This window comes from Acetivibrio straminisolvens JCM 21531 (genome assembly GCF_000521465.1).
Taxonomy (GTDB): Bacteria; Bacillota; Clostridia; order Acetivibrionales; family Acetivibrionaceae; genus Hungateiclostridium; species Hungateiclostridium straminisolvens.
Genome location: NZ_BAVR01000005.1, coordinates 1 through 17,419, shown reverse-complemented (window position 1 = coordinate 17,419; position 17,419 = coordinate 1). Strand labels below are relative to the sequence as shown.

Here is a 17,419-nt window from a genome sequence, read left to right as displayed (position 1 = left end):
ATTCTGTTTGCAAGTTGCTGAAATCGTTTTTTCGGACTTTTATAGCAAAAGAGTTGTTTATCTTTAGGTATATCAGTTTAGCAACAAGGGCTTTTGTGTTTCCAACTTTTTATTTTGTTACATAATATGCAGCTTCCCAAGTTTCGGTTACAAATCTTTCTGGTATGTCGGGACCAGCTTTTTAACAAAACTTATTACTTTTTCGGTATCATCCAAATTATCAAACTCGAAATCTTTTATCTCCTGCATATACCGGTCAAAGTCAATCAATTTGCTCTTTTCGATGAATATCTTGTCATTTTTTGTTATGCCTACTCCATCCTCTGAAATAAGCAGTTCCTCATGCAGCTTTTCACCGGGTCTTAATCCGATATATTCAATATCTATATCAGTACCGGGTTTTAATCCCGATAAAGAAATTAATGACTTGGCAAGGTCAATAATTTTAACCGGTTTACCCATGTCAAGTATAAATATTTCTCCCCCTTCCATCATTGCTCCGGATTGAATGACAAGGCTTACTGCCTCAGGAATGGTCATAAAATACCGGGTAACTTCCGGATGGGTTATTGTTATGGGACCTCCATGTTCAATTTGCTTTTTAAAAAGGGGAATGACACTTCCGCTACTGTCCAATACATTGCCGAACCTTACGGCAGAAAATTTGGTTTTGCTTATTGAGTTCATATATTGTATGATAAGCTCGGCAATTCTTTTTGTTGCTCCCATTATACTTGTTGGATTAACCGCTTTATCGGTCGATATAAGCACAAATTTTTTGCAATTATATTGGTGGGTGCATTCGGCAAGATTTAATGTGCCGAATACATTGTTTTTGACAGCTTCCTGAGGATTAAATTCCATTAGCGGAACATGTTTGTGAGCTGCCGCATGAAACACTATGCCCGGCCTGTAGCGCGAAAACACATAATCCAATCTTTTTTTATCCCTTATCGAACCTATTATCACTTTAATGTCCAGCTTGTCTTTATATTTTTGAATAAGTTCATTTTGGAGCTCATAAGCATTGTTTTCGTATATATCAAATACCAAAAGGCTTTCGGGCTCAAAGGATGCTATTTGCCTGCAAAGTTCGGAACCAATCGAGCCTCCTCCTCCGGTAACCAAAATGGTCTCACCTTTAAGATAGCCGGATATCTCTTCTATGGAAAGGGAAATTTCATCTCTTGGAAGAAGATCCTCAACGGTAACGTCTCTTATTTCCTTGATGCTTACTTCTCCGTTTACAAGGCTGTATACACTCGGCAATACCTTTAGTTTACAATCTGTTTTTTGGCATATATTTATAATTTCCAGTGTTTTCTTTTTCGAAACTGAGGGTATGGCTAAAACTATCTCTTCTATAGACATTTCCTTTGCAGTCTTTATAATTTTATTTCTGCCCCCTGCAATAGGAACACTGTTTATTTGAGTATTGTGTTTTTTGGGGTCGTCATCAATTGCAACTATCGGTTCATAAGTACTGCGTTTATTGTTCTTCATTTCCTTAATAAGCAGCGAAGCGGCATCGCCCGCGCCTATAATCATTATTCTTTTTTTTGTGTGCTTTTTTTGGTTTTTTATTTTTATACTTTTGGTTATCCTGCCGATGAATCTTACTGATCCTACAAGATAAAATGTAATCATCCAACTTATGATATATACCGAAACGGGGAATAACACATTAAAGTATGTTGCCAAGAGAAGTTGTACGATTGTTGATGTTATTGTTGACCAAAATATTTTTAAAAGCTCTTCGACACTTGCATAGTTCCACAGCATTGAGTAAATACCGAATATATTATATATTAGTATGCTTACTATAGTTGTAATAAGAAAATTAAAAGGAATCATTCCCGACATAGCTTCCGGAATGTCTGCATCAAACCTTATTATAAGGCCGATGAATAAAGCCATGTTTACGAATAGACAATCCGCAACAAGAAATGTTCTATTGTTTAAATTCTTCATATCTAAACCTCCCAATTACAGAAGCTACATAAAAGCGGCTTATAAGAAAAATATATAAATGGCTTTATGTTCTTACAGTTCTTTCAAAAATAATTAGCATGCTTCATATTATGTAAGATTGATAATAGATGTTAATTAAAAATTCCAGGCGGTTATCTTTTCATTGAAAATGGTCCAATTATTTTTTGTCAATGTATGGAACCATAAATCTTCATTCCGAGTATTATAAAATAGATTAATTGAATCATATGGAAAGGAGTATAAAACATGATAGTGCTGAATGCGATTATTTACTTTTTGATGATTCTGGTTCCGGGATTAATCTCTGAGTGGTTCTATAACTGGTTATCTCGAGTAAGACAAAGAACAATTGTAGCCACTGCACTAATATTTGATTTGCTTATTTTTATAATCAACCTTATCGGGTTGCGCATCTTCAATGATGTGCTCACAGTAGAAGACCTTTTTGAGCATTTTGAATGCCTACATTTTACTTTAAAATACGGAATTCTTAGTGTAATAGTAGCAACGATACTTGGAGTTATAGCCGGAATTTTGGCAAAAATATTCTGGATACGAAACGGCAAAGCTGAAAACTAGAATTTAAAGCATGTTAGCTCAAGCCGCATATTATGCTAAAAAATAGTTTATAACTGCGGCTTGAGTATTTGTTTCTTAGTAAGTCACATTGACATGGTAATTTTTTTATGCCAAACGAATACTATTAAATAGCTCAATTTTAAAATCAATAATCTTGAAAAAGGTGATTCATAGTGGAACTAAAACAGTTTTTGGTAATGATAAAAAGAAAGATAGTGTTTATAATCTTGATTCCAATTGTTGTATCCATTATTACCGTTTTGGTAAGCGTGGCATTTATTGCTCCGGTATATGAGGCATCTACAACCTTATATATAATCAGTCAAAACGCAGCTTCCGAAGAAGATGTAACTTATAATGAGCTTTTGAAGAATCAGCAATTGGTCAAAGACTATAGAGAACTTATAAAAAGCAAACTCATTGTTAAAACCACATTGGAAGAACTGAATATAACAGATATTTCTCCTGAACAATTGGCTAAGAATATTACTGTAACTTCAAAAAACGATACCAGAGTTTTGGAAGTAAAGGTAAGAGATACATCCCCCGAAAGAAGCAAGGAACTTTCAAACAAAGTCTGCGAAGTATTTGTTAAAGAAGCAATAAGCATAACAAAAATAGCCAATGTAAGCGTTGTTGACCCGGCCGAGGTTCCTAGAAGTCCGGTAAAACCCAAGCCTTTGCTTTACACGCTGATAGCTTTTTTGATAAGCCTTTGTGCAGCTGTAGGCGCATTTTATCTGTTTGAAATATTAAATGAAACCATCAAAACATCTGAGGATATAGGAACATATTTAGAACTGAATGTACTTGGGACTATACCCACATTTAACATCAAATAGGGGGGTGCTGACAATTGTCGGAAATTAGCTATGTAATTAAGTATGATTTGAATCAAACAGTAGAAGAAGCATATAATGTTTTGAGGGCAAATATTCAGTTTTGCGAATCCAGCAAAAAAATCACAACTTTAGCTGTTACAAGTTATAGTCCGGGTGAGGGGAAATCAACAACATCAATAAATTTGGGAATTTCAATGGCTAAGGCTGGAATGAAGGTTTTATATGTTGACGCGGATATACGTAAGCCAATGCCTTTCAAATATTTCATGAGCACTAATTTAAAAGGTCTTACCAATTATATACTAGGCCAGGCAGAACTTAATGAAATAATAAATAAAACCGATATTGACGGCTTCGACTTTATAACCTGCGGTATTAAAACCAACAATCCCGTAGAACTTATAACCTCCGACAGATTCAGCAACTTAATTCGAGAAGTAAGGCAGATTTATGATACGGTTATTATCGATACTCCACCTTTAGGAAGCGTTATAGATGCGGCTATTATTGCCGCTCAGGTAGATGGAACGATTATTGTTATTGAAGCAAACGCAGTAAGATGCCAAAATGCTTTAAGAATGAAAGAACAGTTGGTAAAAGCCAATGCCAATATTTTAGGTGCTGTTTTAAACAAAATAAGCAAGTCAGAGTACAAAAACTATTATGGTAGTTATGACTATTACAACTCCAGAAAAAAATACATGAAAAAATGGTCGCAATTAATTAAGAATTTAAAGAGTTTAAAGAGGGGAGAATATGATTGATATACACTGCCATGTTATTTTTGGGGTGGATGACGGGCCAACAACAATTAAAGATTCTGTAAGAATGATACTGGAAGCGGATAAAATAGGAGTGGACAAAATTATTGTTACCCCCCACTACAAAAAAAACGTTTATAATTCCGACAATGTCCTGGAAAATTTCTATAAAGTCAAATCCAGGATAAAAGACTTTGGAATAGACTTGTTTTTGGGCTATGAGGTATTTTGATTTCTTCAATTAATGATGTGTTTTTGTACAAAGAAAAATACACCCTGAACAATTCCAAGTATTTGCTGTTTGAGCTGCCTTTCGATATAATGCCGGTTAATATCAATGAAACTGTTTTGAAATTGCATTCGGAAGGAATAGTTCCCATCATAGCTCATCCGGAAAGGAATATGTACTTTGTAAAGAACATGCAAAAATTCATTGAATTGATAGAAACAGGCTGTCTTGTCCAGTTGGATGCTGCAAGTATAGTTGGAATTCATGGTTCCAACGTTAAAAAATTTACCAAAAAGCTTATTGATCTGAAACTGGTGCAATTTGTAGCATCCGATGCCCACAAGCCGGAGGATTATGAGATATACAAGGAGTCGTATGATATAGTTAAAAGCTGGGCGGGAAAGGAATACAGCGATAAAATATTCACTTACAACCAAGAAGTCATTATTGCTCCTCCTGTTACTCAGCCGGTTACCAAAAAATAAGTTATCCTTTACCTTTATAAAATAAAATTTACGCAAATCAAAATATATAATTTCACGATTATGCTGCAAGTTTCCCTTCTTTTGACATGCGAGTTGGAGTAATTTCCTCAAATGTACCGCTCTGCATTTTTGCTTTTATGCTGCTTAATTTACCGTCACTTTACTCATTTTACTACTTTCTGGCCTCCTTTCTTTTTGCTGCCTTCTTGAAATTACCAATTAAAGTCAATTATTTCTACATATTTCTGGCAAGGACTTTCATAATTATTTTAGTTATCATAATTCACCTGTAATGTATAAAACTCCAATAAAATATTAATAATAAAACTGTACTAATAACTATATTAGAAAAGGAGGTATAATAAATTGAAAGCAACTGGAATAGTTAGAAGGATAGATGACCTCGGAAGAGTAGTAATCCCGAAGGAAATCAGAAGAACATTGAGAATCAGAGAAGGTGATCCTCTCGAAATATTTACCGATAGAGAAGGTGAAGTAATATTAAAGAAATATTCGCCAATAGGTGAATTAAGCGACTTCGCTGCTCAGTATGCTGAATCCTTGCATAAGACAAGTGGTCATATAACCTGTATTTCAGATAGAGATACAATAATTGCAGTTTCGGGAGCATCAAAGAAAGAATATCTTGAAAAATCCTTAAGTCCGGAAGTTGAAAAAATAATAGAAGAAAAAACTACTCTTGTTGTAAAAGCACCTGAGGAAAAAGCTATAAGCATTTTAGCCGACGAATCGGGAGAAACAAAATATTATTCACAGGTAGTGACTCCGATTATTTCAGAGGGTGACCCCATTGGAGCAGTAATATTCTTATCAACGGATCCTGATGTTCGCATGGGTGAAGTCGAGGCAAAGCTTGCTCAAACAGCTGCAGGTTTCTTAGGAAAACAAATGGAACAATAAGCAATAGCCTAAAGTTATACGGACTGCAGTGCTCTTTGGAAAAAGAGGTAAATATGGATAGGTTTTTATTCCTAAAAAATAACAGGTAACCGCTTAGGATTGCCTGTTATTTTTTAAAACTTATTTTTGCTTTGAAGATTAATGACTTTATATATTTATGGCAATTGCTGGCCTCATTTGGTATAATTAATACAGCCAAGTACTGCCAGGGAGCTGATGATATGATAAAAGAGAAATATACTTTTGATGATTTGCTTGAAATTATGAGGCTGCTGCGAAGTGAAAACGGATGCCCGTGGGATAGGGAGCAAAACCACGAGAGTCTTAAAAAGTATCTTATCGAGGAGACATATGAAGTCCTTGAGGTAATAGATTTAAATGACAAAAAAAGGCTCTGTGAGGAATTGGGTGACCTTTTGCTGCAGATTGTTTTTCATGCTCAAATAGCAAGTGAGGACAAAGAGTTTGACATGAATGATGTAATATCGGGTATCTGCAGGAAGATGGTACAGAGGCACACCCATGTTTTCGGTACCGATAAAGCGGATACTGCCGATGAGGTTTTAACCAACTGGGAGGAAATAAAGAAAAAGGAAAAGGGAATGAAAAGCCAAACGGAGGTGCTCAAGGATGTGCCTTCAAATCTCCCGGCGCTGATGAGAAGTTACAAGGTTCAGCAAAAAGCCAGCCAGGTGGGATTCGATTGGAAAGACGCAGACAGTGTATTTGAAAAGGTTTATGAAGAAATAAACGAATTGAGAGATGTATATAAGAGTAAAGATGTGGCAAGAATAAATGATGAACTTGGGGATGTATTATTTTCCATAGTAAATTTATCTAGATTTTTGAAGGTTCAGCCGGAACTTGCGCTGGCCGGTTCGATAAACAAGTTCATAAAAAGATTTGAGTTTATTGAGAAAGAGGCAGCAAAATCCGGGAAAACCCTTACGGAAATGTCCCTTGAAGAGATGGACGAGCTATGGAATAAAGCGAAGACCGAAAATCAAGAAAAATTTTCTTAAAATACTGAAAGAAAGGAGGAATTTCAAAGTTTTCAGCGAATAAAAATTACTTAGGATTTACAAAGCATGGTATTTATTTTAATAAAGAAATAAAGTTTCAAATCAAATCCAATATAATAAACAGGAGGATTATAATATGAACAAAACGGAATTAATAGCAAGCATGGCAGAAAAGAGTGAATTGTCAAAGAAGGATGCGGAAAAGGCTCTTAACGCTTTTATTGAAAGTGTTGAGGAAGCACTGGCAAAAGGAGATAAGATTCAGTTGGTAGGATTCGGTTCATTTGAAGTAAAGGAAAGGGCTGAAAGAAAAGGAAGAAATCCTCAGACAAAAGAAGAAATTATAATTCCTGCTACTAAAACACCGGTATTTAAGGTTGGAAAGGCATTAAAAGAGTTAGTTAACAAATAAGATTTGAACACTAAACTAGAGTATTATAAAGTACAGTGTTTGTAAAATAAAATTGAGGTAAAAGGGCTTCCTAGGGTGAAGCCTTTTTATTTGCCTTTTTAAGAGAAATGAAAGAGGTTTGAGGGGGATTTTATTATGAGAATTGACAAATACCTTAAAGTTTCAAGACTTATTAAAAGACGTACATTGGCCAATGAGGCTGTGAACAGGGCAGAGTGATGATAAACGGCAAGGTGGTAAAACCCGGTGCTGAGGTGAAGGTTGGAGACATCATAGAAATCCGGTTCGGGAACAATACTACCAGGGTTGAAGTGACAGCGATAAGTGAGCACGTTTTAAAATCGGAATCGAAAGATATGTATATTATTAGGTGATTGTAACTAGGCAATTCAACAAAAAGGCATTGAAAGAAAGATGCCTTTTTATTTTATTTGTGAAATTGATTGTTAAGAGTCATTTTTATTATTGTACATGCATAAATATTTAAAGGTGTAACATAAAATTGGAGGGATAAGGTATGGTTGATGATAAAAAGGTGCAAAAGACCGGGATGCATAACCTTATACTTGAAAACAGAGAAAGGCTTAGCATATCGGGAGTTGTTGATGTGGAGAGCTTTAACGATGAAATGGTTGTGGCCGACACGGAATTGGGACTTTTAATTGTACGGGGAGAAGACCTTCATATAAACAAATTAAGCGTGGAAAGCTCAGAACTCAGTATTGAAGGGTATATAACGAGTCTTGAGTACAGCGACAAAGACGGAAGATCAAAAGGAATGGGCTTCTTTGCAAAAATGTTCAGATAGGATAAGTGATCAAATTGTGGGTATCTGTTAGCAACCAAGCATATGTGTTTTTGAATTGTGTCCTTGGAGGCATGATTGTAGCATTCATATATGATATTTTCAGGGTTAGAAGGAAGGCTATAAAATCAAGTAACCTCATTGTGTACTTCGAGGACTTTATTTACTGGATTATTGTAGCATTAATTCTTTTCGCGATCATATACAGGAGCAATGAGGGTGAATTAAGAGGATACCTCATATTGGGGATAGCCAATGGAATCGTCCTGTACGCTTTGCTTTTAAGCAGAATAGTCATGGCTGTATTCTTGTTTGCTATTAGAACAATATACAAGGTGGCTATTACCTTTTGCGGTATCCTGTTGATTCCGATAAGGATAATATTAAAAATACTGGGCGTGCCGGCAAAAAAAGCATATAAAGCTATTACCCGGGGTGCCGGAAAAATAAAAGGAGCAAGCAAAAGGAAATTGAGCAAAATAAAAATGTCGGGAAGGATATTTAATAATCTTAGGAAAAAAATATAGGAAAGGAGGATTTTACTAATACACGTAGAATTATAATAGGTGTATAATATTATATTGTTAAATAATCCACATTGCTTTTAGCAGGGAGAGGGCAATTAATGAACAAAGGAAAAAAACACAATTGGGGTTTAATTATTATAACTGGAGCGTTGGTGTTTTATATTGGGACTGTTCTTGTCAGACAACAGGCAATAATTCATTCCCAGAGACAACAGTTAAAACAGATTCAAGAGAATATAGAACAGGAAAAAGAACTTAATGAGAAACTTCTCAGACAGAAAGAAGAAGTTGCATCGGAGAAGTATAATGAGAAGATTGCCCGTGAGAGTCTTGGAATGGTCAAGAACGGAGAAAGGGTCTTTGTTGATGTGAATCGGTAGTCTGATGCTGATTACCCTCTATTTTCCTTGATTTAAGAATTTCATGATACTTGACGTAAGTCAATGTCATATTATATAATCAAAGTACTTTATTTAATCAGGAGGATTAATTAATTTATGCTCGTTGAAGTAGGTAAAATTGTTGAGGGCAAAGTTTCGGGGATTACTAATTTCGGGGCTTTCGTTCAGCTCTCAAACGGTCAGACCGGCTTGGTTCACATCTCTGAAGTTGCTGAGGAGTACGTAAAGGACATTAAGTCTCATCTCAAAGAAAATCAAACGGTAAAGGTCAAAATTATTTCTGTGGACAAAAACGGAAAAATCAGCCTGTCTATTAAGAGGGCGTTAGACCCCAAAAAATCGGTTGCAAAATCTACTAAACCTGAGGAAGTGGAGTGGGGTAGTCATAATTCGTCCAACCTTACCTTTGAAGAGCGTCTTGCTAAATTCATGAGAGACAGTGATGAAAGAATGCATGACCTCAAAAAGAATTTTGAATCAAAGAGGGGCGGCGGAGGATACAGAAAGTTTGTACAGTAAACCTGTTTTCCACGCGAAAAGGTTGATTATATGAAGCTTTGGTAACAAACCAAGGTTTAGGTTGTTTTTTGCATTTTTTACCTGTAATATTTAATAGAATATGATGCATAGTATTATTGAGACTTTTATTGGTGAATAAAAGTCTCTTTTTGAGTGTATTGGCTTTTAAGGCTGAATGAGCAGGATAAAAAGGCAGATATTTCATTGTAATTGGAAATAATCCCCGTGAAAAAAAGTGTTGACATCGCAAAAAACATATATTATAATAAAAAAGTCGTTTGAACAGGAAGTTTCAGAGTTGCCGGAGTGGCGGAACTGGCAGACGCACAGGACTTAAAATCCTGCGGGACTTATAATCCCGTACCGGTTCGATTCCGGTCTCCGGCACCATTTAAAATATCGCGGGGTGGAGCAGTTGGTAGCTCGTCGGGCTCATAACCCGAAGGTCGGAGGTTCAAGTCCTCCCTCCGCAACCAAGAATATTCACGCTTATCCGAATGGGTAAGCGTTTTTTAATGCATTTTTTTATATTAAATAGAAAATATTATTTAAAATCGAGAAGGATTTTAATTGTGAATGTAGAAATTACATAATTACATAAAATTTTCTTTAAATGTTTACCAAACATCATCATAATTTGGCAAGTCTATTTAAAAGGACTCTTCACAACTTATACTGAACAGCCTTCAATTTGAATAGATATATAATTAAATCCATGGGAGGGTGCAATGTATGAAAAAGCTTAGGAGTTCCAACAGTCCTTTACAGGTGGCCTATTTGATTTCTGCGATACTTGCAATGGGCAACGGTATATTTATTTATATAATGTCGGGAAGGAGAATAGCGGCTCTATTTACCAATATATTTGTGTGCGCATTTGTAGCAATTGTAATAAAAATAGCAACCGATATTACCTTCAGAAGAATAGTTAATAAAATCAATACGGATATGGAAAAGGTAAATCAGGGGGATTTGTCTCACCACATTGAGACCAAAGACACCGGCGAAGTGAAAAAAATAACTGTGGCGGTCAATTCTATGTTAAAAGAGATTTGCGCATTGATTGAAAGCTTCCTCTCACTTTCATCCCTTATTATGAAATCCACGGAGAAAGTTAGTTCCGGCGCAGAGGAGGCATCAAAGGCCATAGAGGAAATATCCAAAACGGTGGAACAAATAGCTACAGGAGCATCCTCCCAAGCAAATGAGGCACAACAAGGTGTACAGGTTATGGATAAGTTATCGGAGCAGATCACTTTGGTGTATCAAAACTATAACAGCATTACCGATGATACAAGAAAAATCAGCGAATTGAACAACATTGGATTGCAGTCGGTTAAAGTATTGAGGGACAGATCCAAGGAAAACTATGAAACGACGGAAAAGATATTTTCAGTTGTTGAAAAGCTTGCAAACGGTATAAAAGATATAGGGCTCTTTGTTGAGTCCATTGAAAATATAGCGGAGCAAACAAACCTGTTGGCGCTGAATGCAGCGATAGAGGCAGCAAGGGCGGGAGAAGCGGGTAAAGGTTTTGCCGTAGTTGCCGATGAAGTAAGAAAACTTGCCGATCAGAGCAGGAAATCTACAGAAGAGATTAACTTATTGGTAAACAGTATACAGGAAGAATCTGTATTGGCGATAGAGTCAATGGAAATAATGAGAAGAGTGTCGGCAGACCAAAATGAAGCTGTTAACCAGACGGACAGTGCTTTTAGCGACATTGCCAACGCAATAAACTCCATAGTTCTAAGAATCAATGATGTAAATCAGGCAGTTGCAAAAATGCAGAATGATAAAAGAGAGGTAATTTCGGCAATTGAAAACATTTCGGCAGTTTCGATGGAAACGGCGGCGTTCAGCAAAGAGGTGGCAATGACAACAGAGGACCAGATAAAGTATATTGCCGATATGAGGGAGGCTTCCAACAGCCTTAGCGAACTTGTGAAGGAGCTCGACGACAAATTGGCAAAATATAAGATAAAATAAAAGTAATGGATAATTTATTTTGGAAATTTCAATAAGGCCTCTATCGGGCCTTATTAAATTTGAAAAGATTATGGTATTTATTCCGATTTTCCGGCAATTGTTGATTGTTTTCCTTGCACCGTGATAATATTAGATTAGTTAATAGTGTAAATATCCAACACTAAAAGTGGTAAAATATAAGAGCGGGAAATAAAAAGCATTTTAAATGAAACTAGGGCAAAAAACCGGGGGATGACATGGTTATAAGCAAAAGGGTCAATATTAAGAGATATAAAGAAATAATATCTGTTTTTGCCAAACATGGCTTTGGGCTGTTGTTTGACCAATTGGGGATTTTTGACTATTTAAAGATGGGAAAAAAGATTTCATCCGATGAAGGAGAGGATGATAGCTCAAGACTCTCTATGGGTGAACGGATAAGGCTGTCCTGTGAAGAACTTGGCCCAACCTTTGTAAAGATAGGGCAGATACTCAGTACAAGACCCGATGTGGTTCCATCCGACATTATCGAAGAATTAAAGAAGCTTCAAGAGTCCGTGCATCCCTTTTCCTTTGATGAAGTCAGGACAGTAATAGAAAGCGAATTTGAGGATAAGCTTGAGAATATTTACCTGGAGTTTTCAAAGGAACCTATTGCGGCGGCTTCCATATCCCAAGTTCATTGTGCAAAGCTTAAATCGGGAGAGAAGGTTGCGGTTAAAGTTCAGAGACCGGGTATAGAGAGAAATATAGCGTTGGATTTAAATATTCTTAAGGACCTTGTGCATTTTATTGAAAATCACACAAAATACGGGAAAATTTACGATCTTATCGGAATGGTAATAGACTTTGAAAACACCATAAAAAACGAACTGGATTTTACCAGAGAGGGAGAAAATGCCGAGACTTTCAGGAAGAATTTTGCTAAAGAAGGGATTGCAAGAGTTCCCGAGATTAATTGGACATATACTACTAGGCGTGTGCTTACGATGGAGTACATTGAAGGTATTGAGATTGGTGACATTGAGGGATTGGAAAAAGCGGGAATTGACAAGGTGGAGCTTGCCAAAAACCTTGCTACATCAATATGCAATCAAGTATTAACGGATGGATTTTATCACGCAGATCCGCACCCCGGGAACATCAGAATTCTTAGGGACGGCACAATAGTTTTTTTGGATTTGGGGATGGTCGGAAAAATCAGTGAGTCTCGAAAGAAAATTATATCGAATTTCTTTGTAGGTGTTTCCACCAAAAACAGCAAGATAGTTGCCCGAGCGATTGTTGACCTGGGAGAAATGTCCGAAAGACGTAATTTAAAAAGGTTTGAAAAAGACATTGATAGAATGATTGATAAATACATTGCTATGCCTTGGAGTGAAATAAAAATAGTTGACCTGTTCTATGAGGTATTTAATATTGCCTTTGTAAATGAAATAAAGATACCCCGTGAATTTGCCATGCTGGCAAAAACCCTTGGAACGGCCCAGGGAGTTTTGGAAAAGCTGGCACCGGACCTTAACACTATAGAAATTGCAAAGCCCATAGCAAAGAAACTTATTTATCAATCCTTTTCGATAAAAAATGTTACCGACAGCATCAAAAAGAATGCTCTAAATTACCGGGATGTGGTGGACCTGTTTAGTGAATTTCCTTCCATTCTATTAGGCATTTTGGAAAAATACGAAGACAGGGACTACACTCTGCAGTTGGGAATTAAAGACATTGACAAAATTATGAAGAGGCTGGACAGAAATTTCAATCGGATGTCTCTAAGCGTAGTACTTCTTGCCGTAAGTATTATTATTACGGGGATTATTATAGGCTCCAGCCAGAGTGCAAGCCCAGGAAGCGAAATGTATTTTGTAAATGTTATGGCACTACGGATTGGGCTGGGAGTTGTAGTAGCCATTATATTGGGGCTGGTCATTTCCATGTTTCGGTCTAATCATTTTTAATTTATGTTTTTTTCTTGAATTCAGTTTTGCATTTGGGGCAGGTAATAATAATTGTTCCCTTGCCCTTAGGTACCCGCAACTTTGCCCTGCAATCGGGACATGAGAAATATCTGTGTGTTTTTGCATCCCTGATACGTATTGTTATATTGTCTACTGCTTTTTTGAACCATGCAGTAAAAGAATCCGTAAACATCACAAATTTGTAATTTTCCATTCTGCGCCGGGTTATGTTTTTTGATAACATTCTATAGATACTTATAGCCAAGGGAATATAGCCAATCAGGCCAAACACGGGAGTTTTCAGCAGGTTTCCGATAAAGTTTAATATTATGGATAGGATGATTAAAAATATGGAAAGACGGTCACTGCCGTATCTGTCCGCCATAAATGTTCGTAGCCAATTCATTTTGTCACCTCAAATTCTTTAATCTTTGATAAATAATAGAGGGGTAATGTGTCCCCCTCCATTATTATGCTTTCTTTACCAAGGATATTATAAGCTTAACTATTTCCACAATAGGAATAATCGCAAAGGCTAAGGCAATTGAAATAAGAAGGTTTACTCCCGAAAGCGGTGTCAGCTTAAATATGTTGTTTATGCCCGGTACATATATTACAAACAGTGATAAAGCGAAAGCCAGCACCATTGCGCCAAATAAAACTTTATTGTGGGTTTTCAATGTGAAAATGGATTTTGTCATTGACCTTAGGTTGAGGGATTGGAAAACCTCACATGTGGACATTGTCAAAAACGCCATCGTCATTCCGGTTATATGGGAATGTGCGTTGCCTATAAAGTAGGATATAAGCGTTAAAACTGCAATGGCAATACCTTGATATATAATATTAAATCCTAAGCCGTTGGCGAAAATACCTTCTTTTGTGCTTCGAGGAGGCCTTTTCATAATATCTTCTTCCGCTTCTTCCATACCCAGTGCTATAGCCGGTAGAGAGTCGGTTACAAGGTTAATCCACAGAATGTGTATGGGCGAAAACAGTATAAATCCTCTGAGGGTAGCTATGAACAGCGCAATAACTTCGCTTAAGTTTGAAGACAACAGGAATTGTATGGATTTACGTATGTTGTCATATATCCTGCGTCCTTCCTCAACTGCATAGACAATTGAAGCAAAGTTGTCGTCAGCCAGAACCATATCGGACACATTCTTGGTAACGTCGGTACCGGTAATACCCATGCCAACACCTATGTCAGCAGATTTAAGAGCCGGAGCATCATTAACGCCGTCTCCCGTCATTGCAGTAATCTTTCCGCGTTTTTTCCATGCAGTCACAATTCGAACCTTGTGTTCAGGCTGTACTCTGGCATAGACGGAGTAATTTTTTACTTTTTCTTCAAATTCGCTGTCCGATATTTCGGATAATTCCGCTCCTGTGATTGCTTGGTTTTCATCGGATATAATGCCCAGTTCTTTTGCAATAGCTACTGCAGTATCTTTATGGTCTCCAGTAATCATAATAGGGCGTATACCCGCCTGGCGGCATTTTTCGATTGCTGCTTTTACCTCAGGACGTACAGGGTCAATCATACCTGCAAGGCCAATAAATGTTAAATCATGCTCCAAGCTTTCCGGAGATATATCGGAAGGCAAAGAATCTGTCTCTTTCATTGCCGATGCCAATACGCGAAGGGCTTTATTCGCCATTCTTTTGTTTTCATTAAGAATTTCCGTGCGATGCTTATCTGTCAGAGGAACCACACCGTCTTTTGTGAGTATGTGAGTGCAGTTTTTGAGAAGCTCATCCGGTGCTCCCTTTGTATACTGAATGAATTTTCCGTTCTCGGTCTTGTGGACTGTGGACATCATTTTCCTAACGGAATCAAAGGGGGCTTCTGCAACGCGGGGCATTGTCTTTTCCAGTTCGTTTTTATTGATCCCCATATCGAAAGCATAGCGTACAAGGGCGCTTTCTGTAGGTTCGCCGATTACTTCTCCGTTTTCTCCCGATAGAGCGGCATCATTACAAAGAGCCATGGAGGCAGCGAGCTTTTGCACATCCCCAAAGGAATCCACAACAGTCATCTTATTTTGGGTCAGAGTACCTGTCTTATCGGAACAGATAATTTGTGTGCATCCCAGCGTTTCAACTGCGGTAAGTTTTCGGATGATGGAATTGCGTTTGGACATTTTTGTGACACCGATGGAAAGAACAACGGTGACAACCGCTACCAAACCTTCAGGGATTGCAGCAACGGCCAGACTGATTGCCAGCAAAAACGTCTCCAGAACATTATCTCCTGAGAAACCTCCGTTTCTTAATACACCAAAGACAAATATGAATATACAAATTCCCAGTACAGCCACACTAAGTACCTTACTTAATCCGGCAAGCTTCTTTTGCAGAGGTGTTTTTTCCTCTTCTGTGCTGGAAATAATGTTTGCGATTTTTCCCATTTCTGTTGACATTCCGGTGCTGACTACGACACCTTCACCGCGGCCGTATACAACATTGGTACCCATGTAGGCCATGTTGCGGCGGTCGCCAAGGGGAATATCCTTATCCGATGGAGGTATTGCATCGGCAGCTTTTTCAATAGGTACTGATTCTCCGGTAAGGGATGCTTCTTCGATTTTCAAGCTTGAGGCTTCTATTATCCTCATATCTGCAGGCACAGCATCACCTGCTTCAATAAGGACTATATCACCAGGCACAATTTCCGCGGATTTGATTTGCATCACCTGACCGTTTCTCCTGACTTTTGAGTAAGGAGATGACATTTTCTGCAGAGCTTCAATAGCTTTTTCGGCTTTTCCTTCCTGTACTACGCCCAGTATTGAGTTTACAACTACAACCATCAGTATGATGATTGAGTCGGCCGGCTCTCCGGCGAAGCCTGAGATAATGGCGGCTACAATCAAAACAATGATCATGGGGTCCTTCAGTTGGTCTAAAAATCTGGCAAAGACGGTCTTTTTCTTGCCTTCGTCCAGCTTGTTGCGGCCGTGTTTTTCAAGCCGCAAAGAAGCTTCCTTCGGGTCAATACCGTTTTTGGAGCTCTCCATTTGATTTAATACAGCTTCAATACTTTCGAAATAATGTTTCATTTGCCACGTCCTTTCCTTATTGTTTTATTTTGATTATTGATTTTTAGCATAACCTAAATTAGCCAGTAAATATTATGTCTTAATGTTTTGGCTTGGAACAGTGACGTTAAAGCATTAAGCTTTAATTTCCAACTGTCTTTACAAATAATTTACCATGAGATAAGATTAAAAAAACCAATATTTTTAACTAAGTGTCCGGTTTTTACACAAATGGCCTAAAGTGTGTAATTTTCGGATAAGTTATAGCTAATTTGCGTATATGAGGTGATTGATGATGGCAAAGCCCGAGCTTACCAAACAGTTGCTAGCTCAAACATTAAAGAAACTTATGCTGAATATTCCTTTGGACAAAATAAGCGTTCAAGAAATTGTAGATGCATGCGGTCTTAATCGAAAAACTTTTTATTATCATTTTAAAGATAAACAGGATTTGGTCTGTTGGATTTTTGATACTGAGTTTGCAAGTCTTACGGATGTTAATCATGACAATTCGGTATTAGATGAGCTTGTGGAGCACTTGTATAAAAACAGGGACTTTTATGTTGCCGCTCTTACTTCAAATGTGCAAAACAATCTCAGCGAGCATTTTTTCAGGATTATATATGAATCTATTAAGGAAAAAACGGAAGAAGTACTGGGGGAAAATAAAATTGCACCCGTTGAATTCGATATGATTGTAAATTATTTTACCAATGCGATTGTCGGGAGTATAACCCAATGGGCGAGGGGCGGAATGAAAAGCCAGCCTTATGAATACAGCACGAGTTTCTATCCTTTGACGGAAGAATGTTTGAGGTTTATTGTGGAGAAGAAGTTAAAGAAGCAGAAATTATAATGCTCCCCATTGTCAAGACAATTTTTTTAGCTTTTCTAAGTTAGATCCTCCCTTCCTCAAATTTAAAGATTTTATATTATTTTACAAAGGTTAGTATA

Annotated in this window: 18 protein-coding genes, 2 tRNA genes and 1 pseudogene; 18 read left to right on the top strand and 3 right to left on the bottom strand. The window is 37.3% G+C overall.

Translation table 11 applies throughout. The features are described from left to right. Positions 1-147: 147 nt before the first annotated feature. Positions 148-1,971: a nucleoside-diphosphate sugar epimerase/dehydratase gene (locus JCM21531_RS02055; RefSeq protein ID WP_038287033.1), complete on the bottom strand. Its 1,824-nt coding sequence runs from the start codon at positions 1,969-1,971 to the stop codon at positions 148-150. A gap of 267 nt (positions 1,972-2,238) precedes the next feature. Between JCM21531_RS02055 and JCM21531_RS02050 the strand changes: the two genes are divergently transcribed. From JCM21531_RS02050 to JCM21531_RS01975, 17 genes and pseudogenes are all read left to right on the top strand, one after another. After that, on the top strand, positions 2,239-2,571 hold the full coding sequence (locus JCM21531_RS02050) for a hypothetical protein (protein ID WP_038287031.1): 333 nt from the start codon (positions 2,239-2,241) through the stop codon (positions 2,569-2,571). A gap of 173 nt (positions 2,572-2,744) precedes the next feature. After that, positions 2,745-3,413, top strand: coding sequence for a YveK family protein (locus JCM21531_RS02045; RefSeq protein ID WP_243467076.1), 669 nt, complete (start codon positions 2,745-2,747; stop codon positions 3,411-3,413). 14 nt (positions 3,414-3,427) lie between these two features. Continuing rightward, on the top strand, positions 3,428-4,177 hold the full coding sequence (locus tag JCM21531_RS02040; RefSeq protein ID WP_038287027.1) for a CpsD/CapB family tyrosine-protein kinase: 750 nt from the start codon (positions 3,428-3,430) through the stop codon (positions 4,175-4,177). After that, positions 4,170-4,406, top strand: coding sequence for a CpsB/CapC family capsule biosynthesis tyrosine phosphatase (locus JCM21531_RS23435; protein WP_279378958.1), 237 nt, complete (start codon positions 4,170-4,172; stop codon positions 4,404-4,406). Before JCM21531_RS02040 ends, JCM21531_RS23435 begins: the two co-directional genes overlap by 8 nt. Further along, positions 4,403-4,888 (top strand): CpsB/CapC family capsule biosynthesis tyrosine phosphatase, encoded by a 486-nt coding sequence (locus JCM21531_RS02035; protein WP_279378957.1) that lies wholly within the window; start codon positions 4,403-4,405, stop codon positions 4,886-4,888. Before JCM21531_RS23435 ends, JCM21531_RS02035 begins: the two co-directional genes overlap by 4 nt. A gap of 366 nt (positions 4,889-5,254) precedes the next feature. Continuing rightward, a complete protein-coding gene (gene spoVT / locus JCM21531_RS02030; protein WP_038287025.1) occupies positions 5,255-5,809 on the top strand; it encodes a stage V sporulation protein T in 555 nt (184 codons plus the stop codon). 221 nt (positions 5,810-6,030) lie between these two features. Continuing rightward, positions 6,031-6,831, top strand: coding sequence for a nucleoside triphosphate pyrophosphohydrolase (gene mazG / locus JCM21531_RS02025; RefSeq protein WP_038287022.1), 801 nt, complete (start codon positions 6,031-6,033; stop codon positions 6,829-6,831). Between the two features lie 136 nt (positions 6,832-6,967). Further along, on the top strand, positions 6,968-7,243 hold the full coding sequence (gene hbs / locus JCM21531_RS02020) for a non-specific DNA-binding protein Hbs (protein ID WP_038287019.1): 276 nt from the start codon (positions 6,968-6,970) through the stop codon (positions 7,241-7,243). A gap of 135 nt (positions 7,244-7,378) precedes the next feature. Next, positions 7,379-7,617: pseudogene (locus JCM21531_RS02015) on the top strand (RNA-binding S4 domain-containing protein). Between the two features lie 143 nt (positions 7,618-7,760). After that, positions 7,761-8,051 carry a sporulation protein YabP gene (gene yabP / locus JCM21531_RS02010; RefSeq protein WP_038287017.1) on the top strand — a complete coding sequence of 97 codons (291 nt, stop codon included), beginning with the start codon at positions 7,761-7,763 and terminating at the stop codon, positions 8,049-8,051. Positions 8,052-8,056: 5 nt separating this feature from the next. Further along, on the top strand, positions 8,057-8,575 hold the full coding sequence (yabQ, locus tag JCM21531_RS02005; protein WP_273479667.1) for a spore cortex biosynthesis protein YabQ: 519 nt from the start codon (positions 8,057-8,059) through the stop codon (positions 8,573-8,575). 98 nt (positions 8,576-8,673) lie between these two features. Beyond that, positions 8,674-8,955, top strand: a complete 282-nt coding sequence (locus JCM21531_RS02000) for an FtsB family cell division protein (RefSeq protein ID WP_038287013.1) — start codon at positions 8,674-8,676, stop codon at positions 8,953-8,955. 117 nt (positions 8,956-9,072) lie between these two features. Then, positions 9,073-9,495 (top strand): S1 RNA-binding domain-containing protein, encoded by a 423-nt coding sequence (locus JCM21531_RS01995; RefSeq protein ID WP_038287011.1) that lies wholly within the window; start codon positions 9,073-9,075, stop codon positions 9,493-9,495. 300 nt (positions 9,496-9,795) lie between these two features. Next, positions 9,796-9,885, top strand: a tRNA-Leu gene (locus JCM21531_RS01990). 10 nt (positions 9,886-9,895) lie between these two features. Continuing rightward, a tRNA-Met gene (locus tag JCM21531_RS01985) sits at positions 9,896-9,971 on the top strand. Between the two features lie 256 nt (positions 9,972-10,227). Beyond that, positions 10,228-11,484, top strand: coding sequence for a methyl-accepting chemotaxis protein (locus JCM21531_RS01980; RefSeq protein ID WP_038287009.1), 1,257 nt, complete (start codon positions 10,228-10,230; stop codon positions 11,482-11,484). Positions 11,485-11,720: 236 nt separating this feature from the next. After that, positions 11,721-13,421: an ABC1 kinase family protein gene (locus tag JCM21531_RS01975; protein WP_038287007.1), complete on the top strand. Its 1,701-nt coding sequence runs from the start codon at positions 11,721-11,723 to the stop codon at positions 13,419-13,421. Position 13,422: 1 nt separating this feature from the next. Here the strand turns inward: JCM21531_RS01975 and JCM21531_RS01970 are convergent, their stop codons facing one another. Together JCM21531_RS01970 and JCM21531_RS01965 are read right to left on the bottom strand one after the other, a co-directional pair. Then, positions 13,423-13,827, bottom strand: a complete 405-nt coding sequence (locus JCM21531_RS01970; RefSeq protein ID WP_038287005.1) for a hypothetical protein — start codon at positions 13,825-13,827, stop codon at positions 13,423-13,425. Positions 13,828-13,891: 64 nt separating this feature from the next. Continuing rightward, complete coding sequence (locus JCM21531_RS01965; RefSeq protein WP_038287003.1) at positions 13,892-16,486, bottom strand: calcium-translocating P-type ATPase, PMCA-type; 2,595 nt, start codon at positions 16,484-16,486, stop codon at positions 13,892-13,894. 271 nt (positions 16,487-16,757) lie between these two features. Here JCM21531_RS01965 and JCM21531_RS01960 point away from each other — a divergent pair, with 271 nt between their 5' ends. After that, a complete protein-coding gene (locus JCM21531_RS01960) occupies positions 16,758-17,321 on the top strand; it encodes a TetR/AcrR family transcriptional regulator C-terminal domain-containing protein (RefSeq protein ID WP_038287002.1) in 564 nt (187 codons plus the stop codon). Positions 17,322-17,419: the final 98 nt, after the last annotated feature.